The organism is Aeromonas sp. 600886 (genome assembly GCF_049174935.1).
In the GTDB taxonomy this organism is placed as follows: Bacteria; Pseudomonadota; Gammaproteobacteria; order Enterobacterales; family Aeromonadaceae; genus Aeromonas; species Aeromonas veronii_A.
Genome location: NZ_JAAKUB010000019.1, coordinates 1 through 24,202, shown reverse-complemented (window position 1 = coordinate 24,202; position 24,202 = coordinate 1). Strand labels below are relative to the sequence as shown.

The 24,202-nt window shown below is 61.2% G+C and carries 16 protein-coding genes; 6 read left to right on the top strand and 10 right to left on the bottom strand.

From position 1 onward, the window contains the following. Window positions 1-40: 40 nt before the first annotated feature. The 4 genes from asrC to G5179_RS14665 all read right to left on the bottom strand — a co-directional run bounded on the left by asrC (window position 41) and on the right by G5179_RS14665 (window position 4,005). Window positions 41-1,051 carry a sulfite reductase subunit C gene (gene asrC, locus G5179_RS14680; RefSeq protein ID WP_040066440.1) on the bottom strand — a complete coding sequence of 337 codons (1,011 nt, stop codon included), beginning with the start codon at window positions 1,049-1,051 and terminating at the stop codon, window positions 41-43. 11 nt (window positions 1,052-1,062) lie between these two features. Beyond that, on the bottom strand, window positions 1,063-1,902 hold the full coding sequence (asrB, locus tag G5179_RS14675; protein ID WP_330544248.1) for an anaerobic sulfite reductase subunit AsrB: 840 nt from the start codon (window positions 1,900-1,902) through the stop codon (window positions 1,063-1,065). Window position 1,903: 1 nt separating this feature from the next. Further along, window positions 1,904-2,962 carry an anaerobic sulfite reductase subunit AsrA gene (asrA, locus tag G5179_RS14670; RefSeq protein WP_005361273.1) on the bottom strand — a complete coding sequence of 353 codons (1,059 nt, stop codon included), beginning with the start codon at window positions 2,960-2,962 and terminating at the stop codon, window positions 1,904-1,906. A gap of 200 nt (window positions 2,963-3,162) precedes the next feature. Further along, window positions 3,163-4,005: a patatin-like phospholipase family protein gene (locus G5179_RS14665; RefSeq protein ID WP_421258616.1), complete on the bottom strand. Its 843-nt coding sequence runs from the start codon at window positions 4,003-4,005 to the stop codon at window positions 3,163-3,165. Window positions 4,006-4,270: 265 nt separating this feature from the next. On the opposite strand from G5179_RS14665, the gene G5179_RS14660 reads away from it, so the two are divergent. Next, window positions 4,271-5,287, top strand: a complete 1,017-nt coding sequence (locus tag G5179_RS14660) for a S66 family peptidase (protein ID WP_421258615.1) — start codon at window positions 4,271-4,273, stop codon at window positions 5,285-5,287. A gap of 134 nt (window positions 5,288-5,421) precedes the next feature. Here G5179_RS14660 and G5179_RS14655 read toward each other — a convergent pair whose 3' ends face one another. Continuing rightward, window positions 5,422-7,017: a methyl-accepting chemotaxis protein gene (locus tag G5179_RS14655; RefSeq protein WP_421254062.1), complete on the bottom strand. Its 1,596-nt coding sequence runs from the start codon at window positions 7,015-7,017 to the stop codon at window positions 5,422-5,424. A 253-nt stretch (window positions 7,018-7,270) separates the two neighbouring features. Here G5179_RS14655 and hutW point away from each other — a divergent pair, with 253 nt between their 5' ends. Beyond that, window positions 7,271-8,632 carry a heme anaerobic degradation radical SAM methyltransferase ChuW/HutW gene (gene hutW / locus G5179_RS14650; protein WP_421258614.1) on the top strand — a complete coding sequence of 454 codons (1,362 nt, stop codon included), beginning with the start codon at window positions 7,271-7,273 and terminating at the stop codon, window positions 8,630-8,632. A gap of 98 nt (window positions 8,633-8,730) precedes the next feature. Here the strand turns inward: hutW and G5179_RS14645 are convergent, their stop codons facing one another. Continuing rightward, window positions 8,731-10,131 (bottom strand): DEAD/DEAH box helicase, encoded by a 1,401-nt coding sequence (locus G5179_RS14645; protein WP_266133891.1) that lies wholly within the window; start codon window positions 10,129-10,131, stop codon window positions 8,731-8,733. Window positions 10,132-10,292: 161 nt separating this feature from the next. Beyond that, window positions 10,293-10,769 (bottom strand): glutathione peroxidase, encoded by a 477-nt coding sequence (locus tag G5179_RS14640; RefSeq protein ID WP_040066373.1) that lies wholly within the window; start codon window positions 10,767-10,769, stop codon window positions 10,293-10,295. Between the two features lie 338 nt (window positions 10,770-11,107). Between G5179_RS14640 and G5179_RS14635 the strand changes: the two genes are divergently transcribed. Both G5179_RS14635 and G5179_RS14630 read left to right on the top strand, forming a co-directional pair. Continuing rightward, complete coding sequence (locus G5179_RS14635) at window positions 11,108-11,716, top strand: 2OG-Fe(II) oxygenase (protein WP_421258613.1); 609 nt, start codon at window positions 11,108-11,110, stop codon at window positions 11,714-11,716. Between the two features lie 204 nt (window positions 11,717-11,920). After that, the gene (locus G5179_RS14630) at window positions 11,921-12,910 is read left to right on the top strand and encodes a D-alanine--D-alanine ligase (RefSeq protein ID WP_227340724.1); all 990 of its coding nucleotides are present in this window, start codon (window positions 11,921-11,923) and stop codon (window positions 12,908-12,910) included. 164 nt (window positions 12,911-13,074) lie between these two features. Here the strand turns inward: G5179_RS14630 and mngB are convergent, their stop codons facing one another. Beyond that, entirely contained in the window at window positions 13,075-15,729 is a 2,655-nt protein-coding gene (gene mngB / locus G5179_RS14625) for a mannosylglycerate hydrolase (protein ID WP_421258612.1), read from the bottom strand. A gap of 86 nt (window positions 15,730-15,815) precedes the next feature. Beyond that, window positions 15,816-17,762 (bottom strand): PTS 2-O-a-mannosyl-D-glycerate transporter subunit IIABC, encoded by a 1,947-nt coding sequence (mngA, locus tag G5179_RS14620; protein WP_236768196.1) that lies wholly within the window; start codon window positions 17,760-17,762, stop codon window positions 15,816-15,818. A 247-nt stretch (window positions 17,763-18,009) separates the two neighbouring features. On the opposite strand from mngA, the gene G5179_RS14615 reads away from it, so the two are divergent. Further along, the gene (locus G5179_RS14615) at window positions 18,010-18,729 is read left to right on the top strand and encodes a GntR family transcriptional regulator (RefSeq protein WP_005337027.1); all 720 of its coding nucleotides are present in this window, start codon (window positions 18,010-18,012) and stop codon (window positions 18,727-18,729) included. Between the two features lie 129 nt (window positions 18,730-18,858). On the opposite strand, the gene xseA is transcribed toward G5179_RS14615, so the two are convergent. Continuing rightward, a complete protein-coding gene (gene xseA / locus G5179_RS14610; RefSeq protein WP_421258643.1) occupies window positions 18,859-20,232 on the bottom strand; it encodes an exodeoxyribonuclease VII large subunit in 1,374 nt (457 codons plus the stop codon). A 330-nt stretch (window positions 20,233-20,562) separates the two neighbouring features. On the opposite strand from xseA, the gene G5179_RS14605 reads away from it, so the two are divergent. Further along, entirely contained in the window at window positions 20,563-23,769 is a 3,207-nt protein-coding gene (locus G5179_RS14605) for an alpha-amylase family glycosyl hydrolase (RefSeq protein WP_421258611.1), read from the top strand. The last annotated feature ends 433 nt before the right edge of the window (window positions 23,770-24,202 follow it).

The following is a 24,202-nucleotide window of genomic DNA, read 5'->3' as shown; positions in this document are numbered from 1 at the left end:
TGTCGGCCACTTGATCACGCTTCCCCAAACGAGGTTTTTCCTATTGCACCGCTTTGACGTGCATGTTGGCGACGTACTGATCTTCGGCCCAGAAGATGCGGTCAGCGACCATGGCTTCCGGGTTGAGGGTGACGCCGCGCAGCACCCGCTCCTTGAACTTGTGATAACCGGCCCGGTCGATAAGGTGACCCATGTGCAGGTAGATGGGCTTGCCATCCAGCATCTCGGCCTCGAACTCGAACAGGTTCTTGATCACCGCATGCAGCACCTCTTCAGTCACCCAGTTGAGGAACAGCTTGCCGGTACGGGGAGTCTTCTTGCTGGTGCGTCCCCCCAGCTTGACCATGTAGAGCTGCTTGGGATCCCGCTGCCAGGCCAGGGTCGGGCAGGCCAGCACACACTCGCCACAGCCGATGCACTTGCTCTCCTCTTTGACCGCCTTGCCATGCTTGATGGCGAGGCAATCCACCGCGTGGTGGCTGCACGCCTTGACGCAGGCGCCGCAGCCGATGCAACGCTCGGCATTGAAGTGGATCTTGGCGATGCCGAGGATACCGAAGTCGGCCATGTTGGCCTTGGCGCAGTCGTTGGGGCAGCCGGCGATCACCATCTTGAGGTGATAGGGGTTGGGGTAGAGGTGCTTCTCCATCCGCTGAGCCAGCCCGGTGCAGTCGATATTGCCCTTCTGGCAGATGGTGTTGCCTTGACAGGCGACGATATTGCGCCCGCCGATGGTCTGGTAACCGGCTGTGGTGTCTTCTACCTCGATGCCGCAGGTCTCCACCTCGATCTCCTTGATAAAGGGCTCGAGGGCGGCGTTGACCTTGTCCATGTCCTGATACTTGATGCCGGGCATCGCCAGCTTCTGGCGGGTGGTGAGGTGGATCAGGCCGTTGCCATACTGTTCGGCGATCTGCTGGGCCACCGCCAGCAGGTGGGCGGGCATGATCCCGCCGGGAATGCGTACGCTGATCATCGCTTCGCCGCGCACCTTGGAGAGGCGGTATTCGTTCTTGGCGCGGGCCTTGATGATGTCGATATCGAGACTCATGGTGTTCTCCCTCAGTCGATCAGATGCTGGGCCTGGTCAAAACGAAAGACCGGTCCATCCACGCAGATATAGGTGTCGCCCATCCGGCAGTGGCCACACTTGCCCACGGCGCAGGCCATGCGGCGTTCGTAGTCGACCCAGATGCGATCCTTGGGGATGCCCCGTTCGAGGAAGGCGAGCACCACGAAGCGGATCATGATGGGGGGGCCGACCACGATCACCTGGATATCCTCCTTGTCAGCGAGATCCAGCTGGTCGATGTAGTCGGTGACCCGGCCGATGCGAAACTGCTCGCTCTCCTTGCCCTCGTCCAGGGTGACGATGAGGTTCTGCTGCTCGGCCCAGAGCGGCATCTCGTGGCGATAGAGCACCGCCTGCTCGTTCTTGAAGCCGAGGATCATGTCGAGGGATTTCACCTGTTCCGGATGTTTGCTGAAGCGGCGCAGCAGCCCCTTGACCGGCGCGACGCCGGTGCCGCCCGCCACCACGATGAGGTGCTGGTTGCGGTAGGTCTCCAGCGGATAGCCGTTACCGTGGACGCCGCGCATCCACACCTTGTCGCCCACATCGAGGGCAAACAGCGCATCGGTCACCTTGCCGACCTTGCGGATCAACAGATCCACATAGCCATCGCCATAGTCGGAGACCGAGATGGGCGCTTCGCCCACGGTGGGCAGGGAGATCTCCACAAACTGGCCGTAGTGGACATCAAAGTCGCGTGATACACGAAAGTTCCACTCCAGCTCGGTGTGGCGCTCGATGGCCAGAATGGTGTAGGCCTTGGGCAGCAGGCGGTTTTCGACCACGTCCTGCTGCGGTTCTGCTGTTGCGGTTTGTTGGCACTGGCACATATCAGTTCGCCCCCTGCGCGTTGTCGGCTGCGATGGTCTGTTCGACCACATCGGTCATCTTGTTGATGATGTTGCTAAAGGAGATGTAGTGAGGGCAGCGATCGTCGCAGCGGCCACAGCCGACGCACATGTGCTCCTCTCCCTGACGGGCCTTGTAGTCGTTGACCTTGTGCAGGGCGCGATAACGCAGGCGCTCGCCATGCTTTGCGCGAAAACCGTGGCCACCGGCCATGTCGCTGAAGCCATCCACCATGCAGCTGGCCCACTGGCGACGGCGCTCGCCCTGCTTGGGGTTCTCCGCATAGGTGAGGTCGTGCACGCTGTAGCAGCTGCAGGTCGGGCAGGAGGTGGTACAGCGGCCGCAGCCGATGCAGCGGCTGTCGTACTCGGCCCAGACCGGATGGGCGGTGAGGATCTGGCGGATCCGCTGGGGGTCGTCACAGACGCTGTCCGGAGTGCGTACCTTGACCGGGTTGCTCTGGACAAATTCCGGGGTGAAGTCATCGGCTTCGCCCAGTTCGGCAAAGTAGCCGAGCAGCTCGGGATCCTTCACCTCAATACGGGCACCCTCATCGCTCAGACGAATGGCGGCGGCGTAGTCCTGGGTCTCGTTGCTGCCCATGGAGACGCAGAAGCAGTTCTCGAAGCTCTCGCGGCACTCCAGCAGTACCAGCTTGAGCTTGCTGCGCAGCCGGGCGTAGTAGACGTCGCTGTTCTGGCCGTTTTTCAGGTAGACCTGATCCAGCCTGCGCAGAGCGTGGATATCACAGCTGCGCAAGAACAGCAGGGTGGGCTTGGCCTCCACCTTTGATTCGCGCAGTTCCAGATTGTCGAAGTGGAACAGGGTCTGGGTGATGGGGAGCACCACCTCTTTTGGGGAGAAGTGGGACTTCTCCTGCCACACCAGATCGGCCGGATGGCGGATGCTGTGGTAGGTGACGTTGTCGGTGTCGGAGAAGCGGCCGCCCCGATATTCGGCCGCGGGCGCCATGATCCGGTAATCGGGCAGCAGCCGCTCGAACAGCTGCGCCAGCGCGGGATGGGTGAGAAGAAACGACATAAATAAACACCTTGTATGAGGGTGAGATGACCTGGCATAGGGATGAGGAGCGGGCCGGTCAGGGTGTCTGGCACCGGTTCTGGCCGCGCTTGCCTCGCCACGGTCTGTTTTTATGACTCATGTTGCTCAACTGACCCGATTGTTATTGTGTTGGCGGCGCGTGCGTCGCGGCAGGTCGGGTCATGCCTGTAAAGCCCTTGTCAATTGAGCAGGGCGGCCTGATAGCCTGCGCACTTGCCCATCACGTATCCCATCTCCAGCTTGTTGATATCGCGGGTGAAACGGGAAACGGGGAAGTAGTCGGCCGGGGCGATCACCTCGATCTGGCAGTCCTCCGGCGGATTGGCGATAAAATCGAGCGCCTCGTTGTAGCTGCGATCCCGCTGCTCCAGCGCCTGTGCCAGCGCGGGGCGGGTCTTGAGCAGGGTGCGGATCATCCAGGGGAAGGGCATCGGCTTGAGCCGGTAGCCAAGGGGCTCGGAGAGGATCACCGTCAGGTGACGGGCACCGCGACGGTAGGCCTCGATCACCGGGATGGAGTCGGCCACCCCGCCATCTGTCATCGGTACCCCGTGCACCTCCGGGTATTCGTGGGAGGCGAGGGGAATGGCGCAGCTGGCGGGCAGCACCTCGTTCATGTTCTCCGGCTTGACCCGGATGTACTCCGCCTTGCCGGTCAGGGTATTGGTCACCACCGCATAGAAGGGGATGCCGGTCTCCCGGTAGGTGTGAATGTCGAGGGGATACTTGCTGCAGCTGGTGTTCCACAGCCAGTGGATATCCACCAGATTGCCCCCCTTGGCAAAGCGCAGGGGATCCATAAACTGCTGGCTGCACGCCAGTTTGGTCAGGATCTCGTGGCTGCGGCCATGCTGGCTGGCGAGATAAGCCAGCAAGTTGGTGGCCCCCGCCGAGACACCGATGGCGAAGTCAAATGGGCGATAGTCATGCTCGATAAACGCATCCAGCACGCCGCTGGCAAATATGCCGCGCATGGCGCCGCCTTCTACAACCAATGCGCTGGGGGATGCGTTTTTGTTCATGACAGGCACCTCATTGATAAGTCAGAGAGAAAAAGTGGGAAAGAGAACGTCCGGGCTGTCAGGCCGACCGTTCTGACAACCAACCGGGGTTGGCCATCGCAATGAGGTCATTCTAGGAAGGGGATGGTGTTTAGAATATCTGTTAATAATGAATCAAGTGTTTTGTATTTCTAAACGACAGTGATAAACCCGTTGTGATCAAAGGGATTGTGCAGGAGTCTCAACAACTCTGTGATGGCTGGATATTGGCAAGGATGAGTGTGTCATGACGTTATTGGTTCCCCCGCTGCTCCAACGTGGCGATACCATCGCTTTTTTCTCCCCCTCCAGCGCTGCGACCGCTTGGGCACCCAACCGTTTTGCCCGCGCAAAAGCCTTTCTTGAGGGGCAGGGCTTTAGGCTCAAGGCGGGCAGCCTCACCGGCCAGCAGGATCACTGGCGCTCCGGCTCCATCGCCGCACGAGCCGAGGAGCTCAACGCCCTTATTCGCGACCCAGAAGTGCGCTGCATCATATCGGTGATTGGCGGCAGCAACTCCAACTCCCTGCTCCCTTATCTCGATTTTGATGCGCTCAAGCGCGATCCCAAGATCATCGTTGGCTACTCCGATGTGACGGCCCTGCTGCTCGGCATCCACGCCCAAACTGGCCTGGTTACCTTTTATGGCCCGGCGCTGGTGGCCTCCTTTGGCGAGTTGCCGCCGCTGGTGGATGAGACGCTGGCCAGTTTTTTACAGATTGCGTTGGCCGATGAAGCTGGCGTCCCCTGCACGCTGCCCACCCCGGTAAAGTGGAGCGATGAACGGCTCGATTGGGAAAGCCAGACCCGGGCCAAGCGCTGCCAGCCCAATCGGCTGATCTCGGTGGGCTCAGGCCGGGTTGAGGGACGGCTGATTGGCGGCAACCTCAACACCATGGCGGGGATCTGGGGCTCCCCCTATATGCCGCCCATCGAGCACGGCGGCATTTTGCTGCTCGAGGACAGCCTGAAATCTGCCGAGACGGTGGAGCGATCCTTCGCCCACCTCAAGCTGTGCGGGGTGTTTGATAGGATCGGCGCGCTTATCCTCGGCAAGCATGAGCTGTTCAACGATCAGGGTAGCGGTAAGCGCCCCCTCGATATCCTGCTGGAGGTGGTGGGGGAGCTGAACTTCCCCATTCTGGCGGAGTTTGATTGCGCCCATACCCACCCCATGCTGACGCTGCCGCTGGGTATCGAGGTGGCGCTTGATCTCGACCGCCAGCAGCTCACCTTGCTGGATCCCTGGTGGGATGACTGTTGAGGCTATGTTGCCGAGGGAGATGAAGCACACATGCTATGTGCTGAAGAGGATTGATGAATGCTCGACACCGCCCATCAAGGGTAGTTTGCGGCAACAAGCGCGACTCGGGAGCGCGCTTGTTGCCATTGGCTGGATTACCAGCGGTAGGTTTTCAGCAAGGCCTCCAGTTTTTGACACTGCTCGACCAGCTGGATACTGGCGAGGTTGGCGGCATGGGCCTGACCCAGAGTGTCATTTGACGTATTGCGAATGTCGCTGACCGCGTGATCCACTTCGCTGCAGACCCTGTCCTGCTCTTCTGCTGATTGTGCCATCTGGGCGTTGAGGTCATTGATGCTGGCGATGCGTCCAATGATGTTTTGCATGGCCGCCAGGGTCGCCTCTGTCTTGCTGATGCTCTCACCGGCTTTGCTTTTTGCATCCCCGATCACCACAACGGCGCTTTGGGCCTCGTTTTGCAGGGCGGCGATCATCTGGGAGATCTCCTCGCTGGCGGCACGGCTACGGTTGGAGAGGGCCCGCACTTCATCGGCTACCACCGCAAAGCCACGGCCTTGCTCGCCGGCCCTGGCCGCTTCAATGGCGGCGTTGAGGGCCAGCAGGTTGGTCTGATCGGCAATCCCCTTGATCACCTCAAGCACACCGTCAACGGCGAGGCAGCGGCTATCGAGTTGCTGGATCACCTGATCCACCCGATCAATTTCTGCCGACATCTCGCCCATATCTATGATGGAGTGCTGGGCGAGGCGGCTGGTATTGGCGGCATCCTGATTGGTTAGGGCGGAGAGCTCGGCGCTCTTGCGGGCATGTTCGCGCACTTCGTGGGAGCTTGCCGCAAGCTCGCTTACAGCGGCGGCAACCTGAGTGGTCATCGACTCTTGCTGACGGGCCGAGTTTTCTGTCTGGGTCGCCACCTGACGGATCTGGCTCGACTCCTGATAGAGCTGATGGGTCGCCCCTTCTACTTCCTGCAGGCTGTGCCTGAAGCCCTGCACCATCTCATTGACGGCACGGGTCATCTGGCCCAGCTCATCCTGACTCTGGTTTAGCAGGGGGATAGCGAGGTTACGCTCTTTGGCCATCTGGAGCATGGTACGTTGCAGTTGCCGCAGCGGGTGTTTTACATAGCGTTGCAATACCCACCACAGCAGGCCGAAACCGAGGCTGAAGACAAGGGCCAGACTGCCGCTCAGGATCAGGTTGTTGTGGCGGATCTCGCCGAAGGTATGGCTGAGATCGTAACTGATCCGCACCGCTCCCATGACAGTGCCTTCAGGCACTTGATGGCAGGTGGTGCACTGGGTACCGCGATACTCCTTGTAGGCTTTGAACGGCTTGATCAGGGTGAGCTGGTTACCCTGTTGCTGCAGGATGGTTTCCCCCTGATTGATGGCGCGTTCGTCGAAGCTGTCCTGGGCTTTCTGGTCCGGGAAACCCGGGCCAAACAGGTTGCTGACGGCCGGGGCTCGAACCAGACGAGCCTCGACAATGCCCGCTTCACTCTTGAGTTTGGTCTGCACTATCTGCCGGTTGGCCATGCCACCTGTCATCATCAGCACGTTGACCTGATCCATATAGGTGTTGGCCATGCTCTCAACCTTCTCCTCTGCCAGCCGGATGGCGAGATCCCGTTGCAGCCAGGCAGAGAGCTCGAAGCTGAGGCCAAAGGTGGTGCTGATGACCAGCGCAAGAGGGAGAAAGATTTTCCAGTTCAGGGAGAGGTTATGCATAGTCGGGGCGTTCCATGCGTTGTTGTGTTTTATCTGTTCCAGCTTCATCTGAGCGTAGGCGAGGAGAGCAAGAATGATGGTTCTCTATCGGCACACCATAACCGCTCTTTAGTAAATAATCTGTTAAGCAGATCGGTAATGCTGGTTGCCAAAATGACTTCGACGAGCTGCACGGCTCTGCGGGTTGATCCAGAACAAAATGCCAGTAACGATAATCGTTATCATTGTCATTATTTACTAAATAGTGACCACCATGAATCTGACCCCTTCCATGACCGGTATCTCCTCGCCGGATCCCCTCAAGTTTGCCTTTAGCGCCAAGACCTCGGCCCACGCCAGTCGGGGAGGGATGCGCCCCTTCCCGCTGGATGAGGCTGGCTGGCAGAGCTGGTGGCAGCGAGAGAGTGAAGCTGAGGAGCGCGCCCTCTACATCCATATTCCGTTTTGCCGCAAGCGCTGCAGCTTCTGCAATTTCTTTGAAAATGGCGCCAACCCGGCGCGGATCAACCGCTATGTCAACGCTCTGTGCGCCTCCCTTGCGCAGGCGGCTGACACCCCGCTGGCGCAGAGCCTGCCATTTTCAGCCGTCTATGTGGGGGGCGGTACGCCGACCGACATGAGCGCCGACGAGCTGGCCATGCTGGCCGCCGTGATCCGCCGTTTTCCGTTGTCGGCCGATGCCGAGGTGACGCTGGAGGGGCGGCTCAACGGCTTTGATGATGAGAAATGGCAGGTGGCGCTGGCCGGGGGCTTCAACCGCTTCTCATTCGGGGTGCAGAGCTTTGATACCCGGGTGCGTCAGCAGGCGGCCCGTTTCGATGACAGGGAGACGCTGCTGACCCGTCTGGGTGAGCTGACCCGGGATGATGCGGCTGTGATCGTGGCGGATCTCATCTTTGGTCTGCCCGGTCAGGATGATGCCGTGTGGCAGCAGGATATCCGCGATGTGATGGCGAGCGGTGTACACGGGGTCGATCTCTATCAGCTCATCGCCATGCAGGGCACCAATCTGGAGCGGGCGCAGGAGAAGGGCACCCTGGATTGGCTCGCCGATGGCCAGCAGCGGGCGGCCATGTATGCCTATGGCGGGGCGCAACTGGAAGCTCACGGCTGGGAGCGTCTCTCTTGCAGTCACTGGCGGCGCAGTCCGGCCGAGCAGAGTCGTTATAACCAGATGGCCAAGCGCGGTGCGGAGATCCTCCCCTTTGGCGCCGGTGCGGGGGGCAGCATTCTTGGCCACGGCTTGATGTATGGACGGGATCTGGCCCCCTGGCACGACGCGCTGGCCAGTGGCAAGCGGGCGCCCGGGATGGTGATGGGGCGCAATCCCAATGCAAGGATGGACGGTCTGCTGCGCGGTGCCCTCGACAGTGGCGTGCTGGCGCTGGATCGTCTGCCGGTCTCCTTGCGTGCTCATCTGATGCCGCTCTTCTCGGCCTGGCAGCAGCATGGCTTGGCCGAGATAAGCCATGAGCGACTGCAACTCACCCTTGCCGGACGCTTCTGGAACGTCAATATGCAGGCTGGCTTGTTCGACTTCCTGCAGCTCAATCCGCTCGATGGTTCAGCGCCGCCCAGCCATGGTACCGCCGCGGTGCGCCATTCGCTGGTCTGAGCCCGAGTGGAGCATTTGCACGGCTCCGTGTGATCCACAACGAAAGAGGGAGCCTTGCAGGCTCCCTCTTTTGGCTTGGCAGTTAGCGTCGCGCGAGCTTACTCGTCGCTGCTCTCCTGATAGCTGTCGCGCATTGCTTTGGGCAAGCGGCGCATTGGCGCAAAGCCGATATCCTCGCCCACCACTTCCCGCTTGCGGGACTTGTTTTGAGGAGACTGGGCGGGCTTCTTGGAGGCATCATCCTTGGCTTTGCCCTTGCCTGCGGCAGGTTTGCCTTTGGCATTGCTCTTGGCGTTGGCATGGCCGCGAGCCCGGGGCGGGTTCTGCACCGGCTTGCTGCCCGGCAGAGTCTGGCGACTCGGCTTGCCGCTTGGCTCATACCCTTCCAGGATCTCCACGGTCAGGGATTGGCCGATCAAGGCTTCGATAGCCTTGAGCTGACCCAGCTCGTCCTGGCTGACCAGCGAGATTGCCTCGCCGCCACGACCGGCGCGGCCGGTACGGCCGATACGGTGGATGTAATCCTCCGCCATCTGGGGCAGTTCGAAGTTGATCACGTAGGGCAGTTGATCGATATCCAGACCGCGGGCGGCGATATCGGTTGCCACCAATACCCGAACGTCGCCACTGCGAAAATCGGCCAGCGCCCGGTTGCGGGCTCCCTGGCTCTTGTCACCGTGGATCGCCACGGTATTGAGGCCATCTTTTTGCATCTGCTGGGCGAGGCGGTCGGCGATCTGCTTGGTGCGAACAAAGACCAGCACCCGCTGCCAGTTGCCACGGCCAATCATGTGGGAGAGCAGCTCGCGGCGGCGTTCCCGATCCACCTGAATGATGCGTTGGGTCACCTGCTCCGCGGCAGTATTGCTGGGGTCCACCTCGATCAGGGTGGGGTCGTTCAGCAGGTCATCGGCCAGCGCCTTGATGTCGTTTGAGAAGGTGGCAGAGAAGAGCAGGGTTTGCCGCTCTGCAGGCAGCGCCTTCATGATGCGGCGGATGTCGACGATAAAGCCCATGTCGAGCATGCGATCCGCTTCATCCAGTACCAACACTTCCAGTTGGCTCAGGGTCAGGGCGCCCTGGGTCAGCAGATCCAGCAGACGGCCCGGGGTGGCGACCAGAATGTCCACCCCCAGCTTGATGGCGTCCAGATTGGGCTTGATGCTGACACCGCCATAGGCGATCAGAGTCTTGAACGGCAGGTGGTGGGCATACTTTATGATGCTCTCGCCCACCTGTGCCGCCAGTTCGCGGGTCGGGGTGAGCACCAGGGCGCGCACCTGACGTCGGCCGCGGCCATGGTTGGCCAGCAGACGCTGCAACATCGGCAGGGTGAAACCGGCCGTTTTGCCTGTGCCTGTCTGGGCACCGCCGAGCACATCCTGACCAGCCAGAATAGCCGGAATGGCTTGCTGCTGGATGGGGGTTGGCTGTTCGTAACCCAGCTCCTTGACGGCCCGCAGGATGTGCGGGGACAGACCCAGTTCGTTGAATGACATGTTCGAGAGAAACTCCTGAGATGAGCCTTTGGCTCAACGGGTGGCCAGCGCGTTGGGGCCAGCCACGATATGGAAATGATAACGGGGGCGTAATATAGCAAAAGAGCGGCCGCTGCGCAGTAGCTGTTGTACCGGCCGCTCTTTTGTATCGCGAAAAGCAATCAGAGCAGGTCGCGGATGGGGGTGACCAGACTCTCCGGCTTGGTGGTGGGAGCAAAGCGGTCAACCACCTTGCCATCACGGTCGATCAGGAACTTGGTGAAGTTCCACTTGACGTTTTCGAGCCCCAGCAGCCCCGGTTTCTCTTTCTTGAGCCATTGATAGAGGGGGTGGGCCTGTTCACCGTTGACATCGCACTTGGCCATGATGGGGAAGCTGACCGGATAATCGAGAGAGCAGAAGCGAGCGATCTCGTCCGCATCCCCCGGCTCCTGATTGCCGAACTGGTTGCAGGGGAAGCCCAGGATCACCAACCCCTCTGGCCCCAGCTCGCGATAGAGGGCTTCCAACCCCTCGTATTGAGGAGTAAAGCCACATCGGCTAGCCACATTGACCACCAGTACCACCTTGCCCGCCAGTTGAGTCAGCGGGTAGGGGCTTCCATCCAGTTGTTGCAAAATAAGGTCGGGCAGAGGCATAAGCAGATCCTTCTCGTGGTTATCCGTGGGGTGTCAGGTCGGTTGTGGCGATGAGCGCCGGCCTAACGACATGATGGTGATGTGGCTACGGTATCGGTTGGCTCTTTTAACGGCAAGGTGAGAGCAAGGATCCGTCCCCTTGATTGCAAGGGCCATCACAGTTTCGACAGCCAATACGCTCCTTGGCAGAGCGGGATCACAACTGTCGACAAAAATGCGGGGCGGCGGGCAGCAACTCGCGTATTGATGTTGGGACTTCTCAAGAGAAGCAAACCGGTTTGTGACTTTGCCGGTAAGTCGCTACAAAGCGCCCTCTTTCCACTCATTGTGAGCCAATCTTGGACTATCAAGCTGCCATGGATGCCATTTACACCCGGGGATGGGTGATAGTGGATGATTTTTTGACCGCCACCGAGGTGGATGCCCTCAAAGCCTGTTTGCCAAGCGAATGGCAACCGGCCGGGATCGGCCGTGACGCCCTGCACCAGGGCAATCCCGACATTCGCCGTGACCAGATCCACTGGCTGGAGCCCTCCCTCGGTGCGCCGGTGGCTGACTACCTCGCCCGGATGGAGTCCCTGCGTCTTGCCGCCAACCGGATGCTGATGCTGGGGCTGTTCGACTACGAGGCACACTTCGCCCGCTATCGCAGCGGGGATTTTTACGCCACCCATCGGGATGCCTTTGCCGGTCGCTCCAACCGCCGTCTTACCACCGTATTTTACCTCAACAACGACTGGCTGCCCGAAGCGGGTGGAGTGCTGCGCATGTATGACGACAGGGAGCAGTTTCTGATGGATGTCAGCCCCAAGGGGGGGCGGCTGGTCATGTTTCTCTCCGAGGAGTTTCCCCACGAGGTGCTGCCCGCCAACCGCGAGCGCTACAGCATCGCTGGCTGGTTTCGGGTCAATGGCAACGGCATGGGAAGGGTCGATCCCCCGCGCTGAGGGGCAATGTGTCCCGATTTTGACACAGGGGAGACTTTTCACTGCAAGAAGTGGGGTCATGGGTCTCCCATCAGCTGACAAGGGTTGATCTCCCTTGCTACACTGGCGCGCACTTATGTTCGTATCTGGCTTCGTCCGGTTTTTATGGTGGTTGGCTTATCAAATGGTCATGACGAGGCCGCTTTTCCCAAGGGATCACATCTAATGAAGAACATGCATGTCTTGCTGCTGTGCGGCGGCGGTGGCTCCGAGCACGAGGTTTCTCTGCGCAGCGCCAATTTCCTCGAAAAACAACTCGCTCTCCTGCCCGGCGTCGAAGTGACCCGCGTCGAGATGTTTGCCGACCGCTGGCTCAGCGCCGATGGTCGCGAGTGCAAACTGGGGCTGGACAAGCTGCTCTCGTTTGACAGCGTGGCCCGTCCGGTAGACTACGTGGTGCCCTGCATCCACGGTTACCCGGGTGAGACCGGCGATCTGCAATCCTTCCTCGAGCTGGCTGGCCTGCCTTATCTGGGCTGCGACGCCGAAGCGAGCAAGATCTGCTTCAACAAGATCACCACCAAGCTGTGGCTCTCCGCCATCGGTATCCCCAACACCCCTTATCTGTTCCTGACCGAGCAGGGCGATGCGGCTCTGGCTGAGGCGAAAGTGGCACTGGCCAAGTGGGGCAAGGTCTTTATCAAGGCCGCCTCCCAGGGCTCTTCCGTTGGCTGCTACTCCGCCAGCAACGAAGCGGATCTGGTGAAGGGCATTGCCGATGCTTTCGGTTACTCCGAACAGGTTCTGATCGAGAAAGCGGTCAAGCCGCGCGAGCTGGAAGTAGCGGTCTACCAGTATGGTGACGAGCTGGTGGCCACCTATCCGGGCGAGATCTGCGTGCCGCAGGACAAGTTCTACACCTATGAAGAGAAGTACAGCAGTGCCAGCCATACCGAGACCGCACTGCGTGCCGAAGGGCTGACCGAGGCGCAGGCCGATGCGATCCACGAGTATGCCCTCAAGGCGTTCCGTCAGCTGAAACTGACCCATCTCTCGCGCATCGACTTCTTCCTGACCGAGGAGGGGGAGATCCTGCTGAATGAAATCAACACCTTCCCGGGCATGACCTCCATCTCCATGTTCCCGAAACTGCTGGAGCATCACGGTCACCGCTTCGCCGACTACCTTGAGCAGATCCTTCGCAAGGCCAGCTAAGCGTGCTCTCCCGCTCGCGGGATGAAGCAGAACCCAATAAAAATCCCCGCCAATTGGCGGGGATTTTTTTATGTCTTTATCAAGCGGGGCAGGCCAGCTTGAAGGGATAAACAGACGGGGATGACTCTTCCCCGCCTGTTGCTAGCTGTGGGTGTTACCGGCGGTTAGCCGCGAGCCACCCAAAAGCGCACGCTGCGGGATTGGCACGGCGCCAGCTCGCCAAACTCGCCAGCGGCCAGTTCAAGGGGCAGGGGCTGCTCGTCCATCCGCACCGCTTGCCAGTCGCTCAGGGCGTGTTCGCTGCTCACTTTGCCACCCTCCAGCCGCGCCTGCTCGCTCGGGTTGTAGACCCGGATCACCAGCGCCTCTTCATCCTCTGCCTTTTTAAGGGCGCTCAGCACCGGACCGGACGGGTCCATGGCGAGCAGACTGAAGTGCAGCGGGGTGGTGAAGCTCGCCTTGTTGAGCTTCATGGCATCGAACGGGATCTTGTTGTAGCAGCGCACCGGGGTGAGGTAGCTGCGCGCCGCCTGCATCACGTTGGCGCTGATGTGATCACCGGCAAACGCCAGCAGGCTGAAACGGCAGCTGAGCTTGCCACGCACCTGGGAGTCCGGAGTGGGCAGCTTGATGCCGGAGGGGCGACCCGGGCGCAGCAGCAGCTCCTCTTTACCGAGTACGCCGACCCCGCGCAGCAGGGTGAGTGCCAGGGTGTCGCACTGCTCACCGATCACTTCAAACTCGCGCAGACCGTTGCTCAGCACCGCCAGCCCCTGCTTGCCATCTTGAAGGGCGACGAAGTTCATCAGCTGCCAGACCGGAATGGGGGCCTCTTTCCACCCCTCCGCTTTCCAGTTCGCCATGGCGCTGTCACGGGTGGGGCGGGTGATGCAGCCAAACTGGTTGTCGGAAAGCACGGTGTCGCTCGGGAAGGGGGTGGGGATCAGCACCCGCACCCTGTGGTCATCAGCCTGATTGTCGAGCTCCAGCTCGATGTCGATCCGTGGGCTCTGATGCGCCAGCGTAATGCGGCAGGTGACATCGAGGTGGCCGCTGCACTGGCGATCCGCACGCTCGGCGAGATTGGCCGGCAAGGCCATACGCAGTTTGAGAGTGGCGATGCTCTGCCACGCCTGATGGGTGACCTCGCGGGTCACCGCATACTCGGTGGAGTAGCGCAGCCACTCGTCCCGCGACGGCGAGTAGTCATATTCGTCGCCATCATCGGAGCCCTCTTCGAGCGTGAGTACCTGATCGAAGGTGGTGCCGCGCAGTTTGTCCAAGATCTGCAGGGTGCCGTTGTCGTTGAGGGCGATGCGGTAAAAATCGTTCTCCAGCAGCTCGCCGCTGGCCGTCACCGGCTGTTCCAGTCCCGGCTGGTTGCCCTCGATATGGAGGGTGCAGTAGCCCATGGCCGGCAGCGGATGGCAGAGCTGGATGTCGTACTCCATAAAGGGGTCGTAGTTGCCGTAGTGAACGATCTGTCTGTCCACCAGACCCGGGTCAATCTCGCGTCTGGCGCGAATGAAGTAGGGGACCGGCTGGCCCGCTTCATCGCGCAGGGCAAAGGATTGGGCGCGAATGCGAATGCTGGTGTTGATCACCTCCTGACGGGGGAAGGGCATCAGGTTGAACAGGCAGAGCTTGTCGGCCACCTGTACCCCGTCTTCGCACAGCACCACCGGCATGTTGTCGACAATTTTGCGCATGTAGAAGCGGATCAGGTTCTCGGCCATGTCGTCGGCCAGAATGAAGCGGGTCATCACCTCCTGATGCACCTTGTCGCTGCAGCAGCAGCCGATGCTGTCATGGGCGTGGTTCTTCATGATCTCCTTCCACATCTTCTCGAGCAGCCCGTGGTGGTACTCGAAGCCGAGCGCCCAGGCGATGCTTGCCAGCGGTTCGAGAATGTTGACGATCTTGTTCTCGATGGCGGCGTGGGCCAGCTTGATGTCCATCCGGGTGGAGGAGATGGTGCGGTGTACCCGCATGTATTTGCCGTCGTTGAACTCCCCCTTGAGGGTGGCCAGCTGGTCGCGGCACGCCTCGATGCGCTCGAAGACCTGCTCGAAGCGGCTCATGTGGAATTCACGCTGGGGGTAGATCTCCCGCAGCTTGTCGATAATGGCGAAGATGTTCTGTTGCAGCGGCATCTGGTCGTGGCCGTTGGGCAGCAGGATATCCTTGGTCACCGAGGCCTTCTCCAGCACCTCGAAGTAGGATTCGAGCCGCTTGCGCAGCCCAGCTTCATCTTCCGGCAGGTACTTGCCGATGGCGTAGCCGAGCGGCAGTACCTGGGCGGTCACCTCGCTGCCGTCGTTGCTTTGCCAGAGGAACTCGGTCTTGTCGGTACCGTGACGCTCGGAGCAGCCGCGCCAGAACATGGCCCGATCGATCCCGAAGCCGTTGAAGATGTGGGGCAGCTGGGAGGACATGCCGAACGAGTCGGGCAGGTAACCGATCTTCATCGGCTCGCCAAGGCTGAGGCAGTCGCGCATCCCGTAGAGCAGGTTGCGCAGGATGGACTCGCCGCTCACCTGCATGGTGTCGGTCTGGGTGTACCAGGGGCCGATGATGAGCTTGCCCGCTTCCACCAGTGCCTTCACCCGGGCCTTGTTCTCGGGCTGGATGGCGAAGTAATCCTCCAGCACCGCGGTCTGGCCGTCCAGCACATAGAACTTGTAGTCGGGGTCGGATTCAAGCCGTGCCAGGATCTCCGCCATGTTGTTGACCAGCAGAATGCGGGACTCCTCGGTGGTGAAGTACCACTCCCGATCCCAGTGCATGTGCGGCGTGATGTGAACTCGTGAAACTGTCATGACAATGATCCTTTGCTGACGCACGGCGGCCCTTGCCTGCCGTGCGGAAAAATAGTCTGTTGAAAAATCGGTTGTGAAGATGCGCCTTACTCTGCGGCAACCACCTGATAGGTGCCGCGCTGCATGGCGTGACGGCGCCAGCCGATCAGCACCACAGTGGAGATAAGGGTGCCCACCAGCGCCGCACCGAGCCAGACGGCGGCAGCCATCAGGGCACCGTGGCCGCCATCGTGGAGCAGGAACAGGGAGAAGATGCCGGCCCCCGGGGTGGAGAGACCAATCCCCATGGCTCCCACCATGGCGCCGGTGACCACCGAGCCTGCGAGGAAGGAGCCGATCACCCGGATCGGATCTTCGATGGCCATCGGAATGGCGCCCTCGGTGATCCCCGCCAGCCCCAGTAGCCAGGTGGACTTGCCGGTCTCGATCTCGAAGGTCTGGAACAGGCGTGGCGCCAGCAGGGTGGAGAAGGTGACGGTAAAGGCCGAGACCATCTTGACTGCGCCGAAGATGGCGTAGGGGCCGTAGACCCCGTTGGCCATGGCGCCGAGGCAGAAGGCGTAGGCCGCCTTGTTGACCGGGCCACCCAGGTCAAACGAGCACATAAAGCCGAGCAGGGCGCCCAGTACCAGCGCATTGGTGCCGGAGAGGCCGTTGAGCCACTCGGTGAGGCTGTTGTTGAGCCAGGCCACCGGCTGACCGATGACAAACAGCATCAGGCTGCCCGCCACCAGAGTGCCGATCACCGGATAGAGGTAAAAGGTGAGAAAGCCGTTGAAGTTGGGGCTCAGACGCACATGCTGCTTGACCCAGCGCATCAGGTAACCGGCGATAAGACCACCGACCACACCGCCGAGAAAGCCGGAGCCAATCATGTTGGCGGCCAGTCCCGCTGCAAAGCCCGGGCCCAGCGCCGGTTTGTCTGCCAGCGAATAGGCGGTATAGGCCGCCAGCACCGGCACCATCAGGGTGCCCAGCATGCCACCGCCGAGTTTTCGGTACATCCAGAGCCAGGAGTTCTCGGTGTCAAACAGATGTTGCAGGCCAAAGATCTGGGCCAGCAGCACAGAGACGGCGAGCACGGTACCGCCTGCCACGATGAGCGGCACGGCAAAGGAGATGCCGCTCAGCAGCGCCTGCTTGAGCTCGGTCTTGAGGCTCACCTTCTTGCCGGTCGGCGCGTCGCTCTGGCTGGGGTTTGGCGTCGGGGCGGTGCGACCGGCCTTGGCCGCTTCCAGCGCATCATTGAGGATCCGCTCGGCATGGCGAATGGGCTCGGCCACCGGCGTCTCGATCCGGGGGATACCGGCGAAACGCTCCTGCTCCTTGATGGCCACCTCGGCGGCGAAGATGCAGGCCACCGCAGCATCGAGCGCCTCTTGCGGCAGGCGATCCTCGATGCCGTTGGCACCCTGCTTCTCGACCAGTACCCGAATGCCCAGCTTGCGCCCCGCCTTTTCCAGATACTCGGCAGCCATATAGGTGTGGGCGATCCCCGCCGGACAGGCGGTGACACAGACCACAGTGGGTTTATTTGTATTTAAGTTGTCTTCTTTTTCTGGTTGCTTGCCACTATCCCCCTCACCATCAAGCAGCGCCATCAGTTGCTCGGCACTTTTGGCTGCCAGCACCGCCTCGCGGGTATCGTCATCCACCAGGGCAGTGGTGAGGGTGGTGAGCAGCTGCATGTGGGTGGAGCCCGCCTGATCGGTCGGGATCGCCAGCATGAAGATCAGGTTGACCGGCTCGGTGCCGTCGATCCCCTCCCAACCCAGCTCTTCGCTCAGGGTGGCGACGGCAAAGGACGCTTCACGCACCGCATCGCACTTGCCGTGGGGCACCGCCAGCCCTTCGCCAAGGGCGGTGGGGCCCTGTGCCTCGCGGGCCATGACCGCGGCCAGAAAGGCGGCCTTGTCGTGCAGCTTGCCGGCCTGATCGAGCCGATCAGCCAGGGCATGAATGGCCGCATCCCGATCGGCAAACCGGGTTTGCAGCGTGATGAGATGGGGGCCGGTAAGACTGGTCAGATTCATGATGATCCTCTGTCAGGTTGGCTTGCCAGCAAGCCGTCATGGTGAAAGTGACAGCGATGCTAACAAACCGACCGACTGATTTTTGTGAGTGGTATCATACAATTCGTTATTTGTATTATTTTTGTATTGTTTGATCAAGGGGATTTGTTAGGTCAAATGAGGCCGAGCCTTTTTGTCTGCCGGGCAACTGGGGTAGAATGGCGCCTCTTCCATTTATCATGGCGCAGAGCCGACGAGGTGGCCTTTCGTGTCGAAAAAACCCATGTATCGCCAGATAGCCGACACCATCCAGCAGTGGATTGCGCAAGGGGAGCTGGCCCCCGGCGATGCCCTGCCCACCGAAGCCGAGTTGCGCGAGCAGTTCGGGGTGAGCCGGGTGACGGTGCGTCAGGCTCTCAAGCAGCTGACCGAACTCAACGTCATCGAGAGTATTCAGGGCAGCGGTAGCTACGTGCGGCAGGAGAAGGTGAACTACGACATCTATCAGCTCACCAGCCTCTATGAGAAGGTGACCGATCCGGCGGCCGAGACCCACAGCGACATTCTCGCCTTCGAGGTGATCAAGGCGAGCAGTGAGTTGGCCGAGCGGCTCAATCTGCTGGAAGGGGCGCTGGTCTACTACGTCAAGCGGGTGCGCTTTATTCGCCAGATCGCGGTAACGCTGGAGGAGACCTGGATGCCGCTGGCCCTCTTCCCCGATCTAAGCTACGCGGTGATGCAGGGCTCCAAGTACCACTACATCGAAGAGGTGAAGCAGCTGGTGATCGACCGCAGCGAGCAGGAGATCATTCCGGTGCTCCCTTCGGCGCAGGTGGTGGAGGCGCTCGGTATCGATCCTGCCAAGCCCATTATCGAGAAGGTTTCCCGTGGCTTCCTGCAAGATGGCACCGTGTTCGAGTTCAGTCGCAACTTCTTCAAGAGCGATGACTACAAGTTCACCCTGGTCGCCCGCCGCGCCAAGGGGTGAGCAGGCGCCAGCACCCGAGATAAAAAAGGCCACCACCCTGTTTGCGGTGGTGGCCTTTTTTTGTTTGGCCGATTAACGGGTCGATGCCGGGCTAAATAGCAGATTGGCTGGTAGTTTGATGCAGCAGATCTACTGCGCTGAGTCGTTGATAACTTCCTCGACCCGTACCTGCAAGCTCCCTTGCGCCAGGGTGGTGACGAGCTGGTCGCCACTGTTGACCTGATCGGCGCGGCTGATGACTTCGCCACGCGCGGTGCGGGTGATGGAGTAGCCGCGCCCCAGGGTGGCGAGCGGGCTCACCCCGTCGAGGCGGGCGCTGAGCATGGCGAGGCGGTGACTAGCAAGGTCTTGCCGTTTTGCAATCAGGGCATGAAGCCGCTCCTCGGCCAGCTGATGGCGGCGTTTGCCAGCTGCCAAGAGGCGCTCCGGACTCTTGCCCTGCAGGCGCAGTTCAAGGTTGGTGAGGCGCCGCTCACCCTGATGCAGCCGCTGGCGCAGCAGTTGCTGCAAACGGGTGGAGAGCTCGTCGAGTCGCTGGGATTGTTGCTCCAGCCGCCGCTTCGGATCCTGATGGTCGAGCCGCTTTTGCAGCAGGATGAAATCGTGGCGGGCGGCGGTCTGCTGGCGGCTCATCGCCTGCAGCAGTCGCTGCTTGAGGTGAACGAGACGCTGGGCTCGGGCGCTCTGATCCGGCGCCACCAGCTCGGCGGCGGCCGATGGGGTAGGGGCGCGCAAGTCGGCGGCAAAGTCGCTGATGGTGACATCCACCTCGTGGCCCACCGCGCTCACCACTGGTATGGCGGAGTGGGCAATGGCACGCGCCACCGCCTCTTCGTTAAAGCACCAGAGATCTTCGAGCGACCCGCCGCCGCGCCCGACGATCAGCACATCCACCTCGGCGCGCTGGTTCGCTTTGGCGATCGCCGCGACGATCTGGCTGATGGCGGCGCTCCCCTGTACCTGAGTCGGGTAGATAAAGACCGGTAGATCCGGCGCACGCCGTTTAAGCACCGTCAGCATATCGTGCAAAGCCGCACCGGTGGCGGAGGTAATGAGGCCTACCGCGCGCGGTTCGCGGGGCAGCGGCCGCTTGCGGCTCTCGTCAAACAGCCCCTCGGCGCCGAGGCGGCGCTTGAGCTCTTCAAAACGCAGCGCCAGCACGCCATCGCCTGCAGGTTGCATCGACTCGATGATCAGCTGGTAGTCGCCGCGCGGCTCATAGAGGGAAACTCGCGCCTGCACCAGTACCTGCATGCCATCCTGCGGGCGAAAGGCCACCCGCCGGTTGTTGCCCTTGAACATGGCGCAGCGCACCTGCGCCGATATGTCCTTAAGCGAGAAATACCAGTGGCCGGAGCTTGGCATCGCCAGGTTGGAGAGCTCGCCGGTCAGCCACACCAGCCCCAGATCTTGCTCCAGGATCATGCGCACGGCGCTGTTGAGGCGGGTGACGGTAAAGACCTGCTGTTGCCTGTTTTGGCCGGATTCGTTGCGATAGTTCAAGGCGGTTCCTGCGCACGGTTCCTCGCCAGCGAAGGCGGAGGAGAGAAACAATGTCGCCATCTTACCCCACTTCACCTCGTCCGCCGAGTCAATGGATCAGGTTGGTCACTCCTCCCTGCAAATCGGTGTTGCATGGAAATGAAAGCGCTATCAATCACATACAGCCAATAGCGAAGTCGATGGTGGTCACATTTTGCGCGCATTCGCCATGAATTGGTTATGGGGAACTCTAGACTGATCGGGCTCATCCGAAGGCGGGACTGTAGCGGATGGGGGAATGCCGGGGCACACCGGCATCACACACAAAACAATGAAAATAAAGGACTATCAATGGCTAGATGGATACTCGCGGCCGGATTGTTGGGAACCCTGATCACGGCGCCGACGTCGGCGGCGGAGTGGTTCTTCCGGGGCACCGCGAATGGATGGGCGGCGACCGCCATGACGTCGACGGACGGCGTCAATTTTGATACCTGCCAGCGCTTCGTGAGCGGGGATGCCAGCGGCGGACCGCGCTTCAAGATAGACAGGTACGGCAACTGGCAGCAGAGCTACCCGGCGGCCGACTACGGGGTCAATGCCAACACGGCGTACCAGATCCGCATCAACGCCAGCACTCAGGCGGTGAGCGCGACGGCGGTGGCCAGTTGCGAGGCCTCGGGGTTTGCCAGCACCTTGCCGCAACTCAACGTACGCGGCACCTTCAACGGCTGGGCCAGCCTACCCATGACTCTGGTAGGGGATCACCTATGGCAGGTGGAAGCCTACATGGATGGCAAGGCGAGCCAGCGCCTCAAGTTTGATCAGGCTGGCGACTGGGCCGTCAACTTTGGCGACAGCAACGGCGACGGCGTGCTGGAGAAAAGTGGCGGCGACATCTTCTGGAGCGCCGTGGGTACGGTGCGCATCCAGGTCAACGACCAGACCCTGGTCTACAGCATCACCCCCCTTGGGGATGACAACCAGCCGCCGCTCGCGGTCATCACCCCGGGGGGCACGGTGAATGTGACCCAGGGGGCGTCACTGACCTTGAGCGGCAGCGACTCTACGGATCCCGACGGCCAGATCACGAGCTATCTGTGGAGCAGCGGCGAGACCACGGAGAGCATCGTCGTCAGTACCACCCAGACCGGCACCTTCACCTATGGCCTCACGGTCACCGACGATCAGGGCGCCAAGGGCAGCAGCAGTGTGAGCGTGGTGGTCGGGGCAGGACAGAGCAGCGACAGCTGGTACTTCCGGGGCACGACCAACAACTGGGGGCTCACCCCAATGACCAGCGAGGATGGTACCACCTTCTGCACCGAGCAGGCCTTTGGCAGCAACAACCCCCGCTTCAAGATTGACCACAAGGGGGACTGGACCGAGGCGTATCCGGCCCAGGATTACCTGGTCAGCGCCAACACCCGCTATCGCATCTGCTTTGACAGCCTGCGCAAGGCCATCGAGGTGGAGACGCTGGCTGGGGCCGATCTGCAGGCCCCCACGGTGACGGTCACCCCGGCCCCGGGGAGTTATCTGGACAACCAGTCCATCACCCTGGGGGTGAGCGACGATCAGGACAGCGCCCCCGCCGTGCATTTCACCACGGACGGCAGCCAGCCCACCACGGCGTCGGCCCGCTATGCAGGCCAGCCCCTGGTGGCGAGCGACAAGGGGAGCGGCACCGATCTGGTGATCCGCACCCTTGCCATTGACGCCAGCGGCAATCAGCGCGAGCAGCGCTTCGAGTACCGTATCGGCGAGCAGGGGGTGGCGAGCGGCGATTTTCGTGCCGAGAGCATCTACTTCCTGCTGACCGCCCGCTTCTATGATGGCGATGCCAGCAACAACTACCATAACCGGGATCGCTACAAGGCGGGGGATCCCCATTGGCGCGGCGACTTCAAGGGCTTGATCGCCAAGCTCGACTACATCAAGGATCTCGGCTTCACCGCCATCTGGGTGACGCCACCGGTGGAGAATCGCTCCGGCCTCGACTACCACGGCTACCACGCCTACGACTTCTACCGGGTCGATCCCCGTCTGGAGTCGCCGGGGGCGGGTTACCGGGAGTTCATCCAGGCGGCCCACGCCAAGGGGCTCAAGGTGATCCAGGATGTGGTGCTCAACCACTCGAGCCAGTACGGCCTGCGCGGCAAGACCTGGATCGATCGCCTGCCCGTCAAATACTACGTACCGGCGGGGTCGAGCCAGGGGCTCATCAACAACGGCCCCTATCAGGGCAACCTCGGGGACTACGCCAGCGCCAACCGCTGTGACGACGACAACCCGGTGGCTCCCGACTGGTACAAGGCCCGCTGCCAGTCCGATCCGGCGGGCACCCAGCCTCTGGTGGACCCCAAGACGGACGCCACCGTGCCGAGTGCTGGCTACAACCCCAACCGCTTCTTCGGCATCGACGCCCAGACCCTGGATCCCGCCTGGTATCACCTGGACGGTTTCATGTCAGGCGGTGACTGGGAGAGCCCGCTCGCCCTGCAGCGCAAACACATGGCGGGGGATTGCATCGATCTCGCCACCGGCAACCAGAACGTCAAGGATTACCTCAACGGCGCCATCCGCCAGTACCTCGACATGGGGGTTGACGCCATTCGCATCGATACCTTGAAGCACATCGAGCGGGACGAGCTGCTGACCTATGTCCACGACTGGCAGGCCCACAAGCCGGGGTTGTTCGTCTTTGGCGAGAACCTGGTCAAGGGTACCGGCTGGGGCTCTGAGCTGGCCAACGACAATGCCTCGGCGGTGATCCGTCCCTGGTGGTATACCCGCACCACGCCGAACCCGGCGGATCCCAGGGCAGGGGGCGATTCCGGCCTCTCGGTGCTGGACTTTTCCCTCTTCTCCACCTTCCGTGACAACGTCACCCGGGGGAGCTTTGGCGGGGTGGGCGGGATCTTTGCCATGGACTGGGTCTATGGGGATGCCACCAAGCTCATCACCTTCTTCCAGAACCATGACGTGGGGCCGGACAACGACTTCAAGTACCGCTACGGCGGGGAAGAGGGCAATGCGGCCATGACCTACAACCTGCTCTGGACGGCGCGGGGCATCCCGACCCTCTACTACGGGGAGGAGGTGATGTTCCAGGCGGGCAAGCCCCAGGATATCGACGGGGCCACCATGACGGTGGATCAGACTGGTCGTGCCTACTACGGGGAGGTGCTGGACAACCCGGCCACCCCGAGCCACCCGCTCTACCAGCACATCAAGCGCCTGAACCAGATCCGCAAGGCGGTGCCCGCCCTGCAGAAGGCGCCCATGAGCCAGGTGAACGAGTGGGGCAGCGGCATCAGCTTCGTGCGTGACCTGAGCGCTCAAGGCAGCTACGCTGCCGTGGGCCTAGCGGCCAATTCGGCCCAGCAAATAAACCTGAGTGGCCTGAAGAACGGCACCTATACGGATGCGGTGACCGGCGCGAGTCAGAACGTCAGCAACGGCAGTCTGAGCTTTGCGGTGCCCGCCTATTCGGCACGGATCTGGGTACTGAACGGCCCGGGCAAGGTGGGCGTTGACGGTAAATATCTCAAATAAGGAAAGCCTGTCACCGTATGCAGCGAGTCGGCCTTGGGGCCGACTTTTTTATGCCGCATATCAAGGGAGCGAGGGAGAGGGACCAGACGGGGAAGGCAATAAGCAGTAGCGTCGACATCGCTTGGGCGCAAGCGGCATCCGAGGGTGGCTTGCTCTGTTATGGTGCTTTCGCCCCAAAGTGGTGCGCATCATCGACATTGGCAGCAGGAACCCACCTTGGAGAAATATGCCGTATCCACCCTATGCCCCTCCTGTGACGAGCATGATTCATGCTGCCATGTGGCACCATATCAACATGATCCACTTAATAACGGGCTTTAAAAGGGGAGATGGTGAGCTGCCTTCAGTGTGGCTGGTGTCCCGTCCTGAATATGGTTTACACCTTTCCCCCCAATACATGGAGAACCCGATGGGACAAGGTGTGAAACGAACA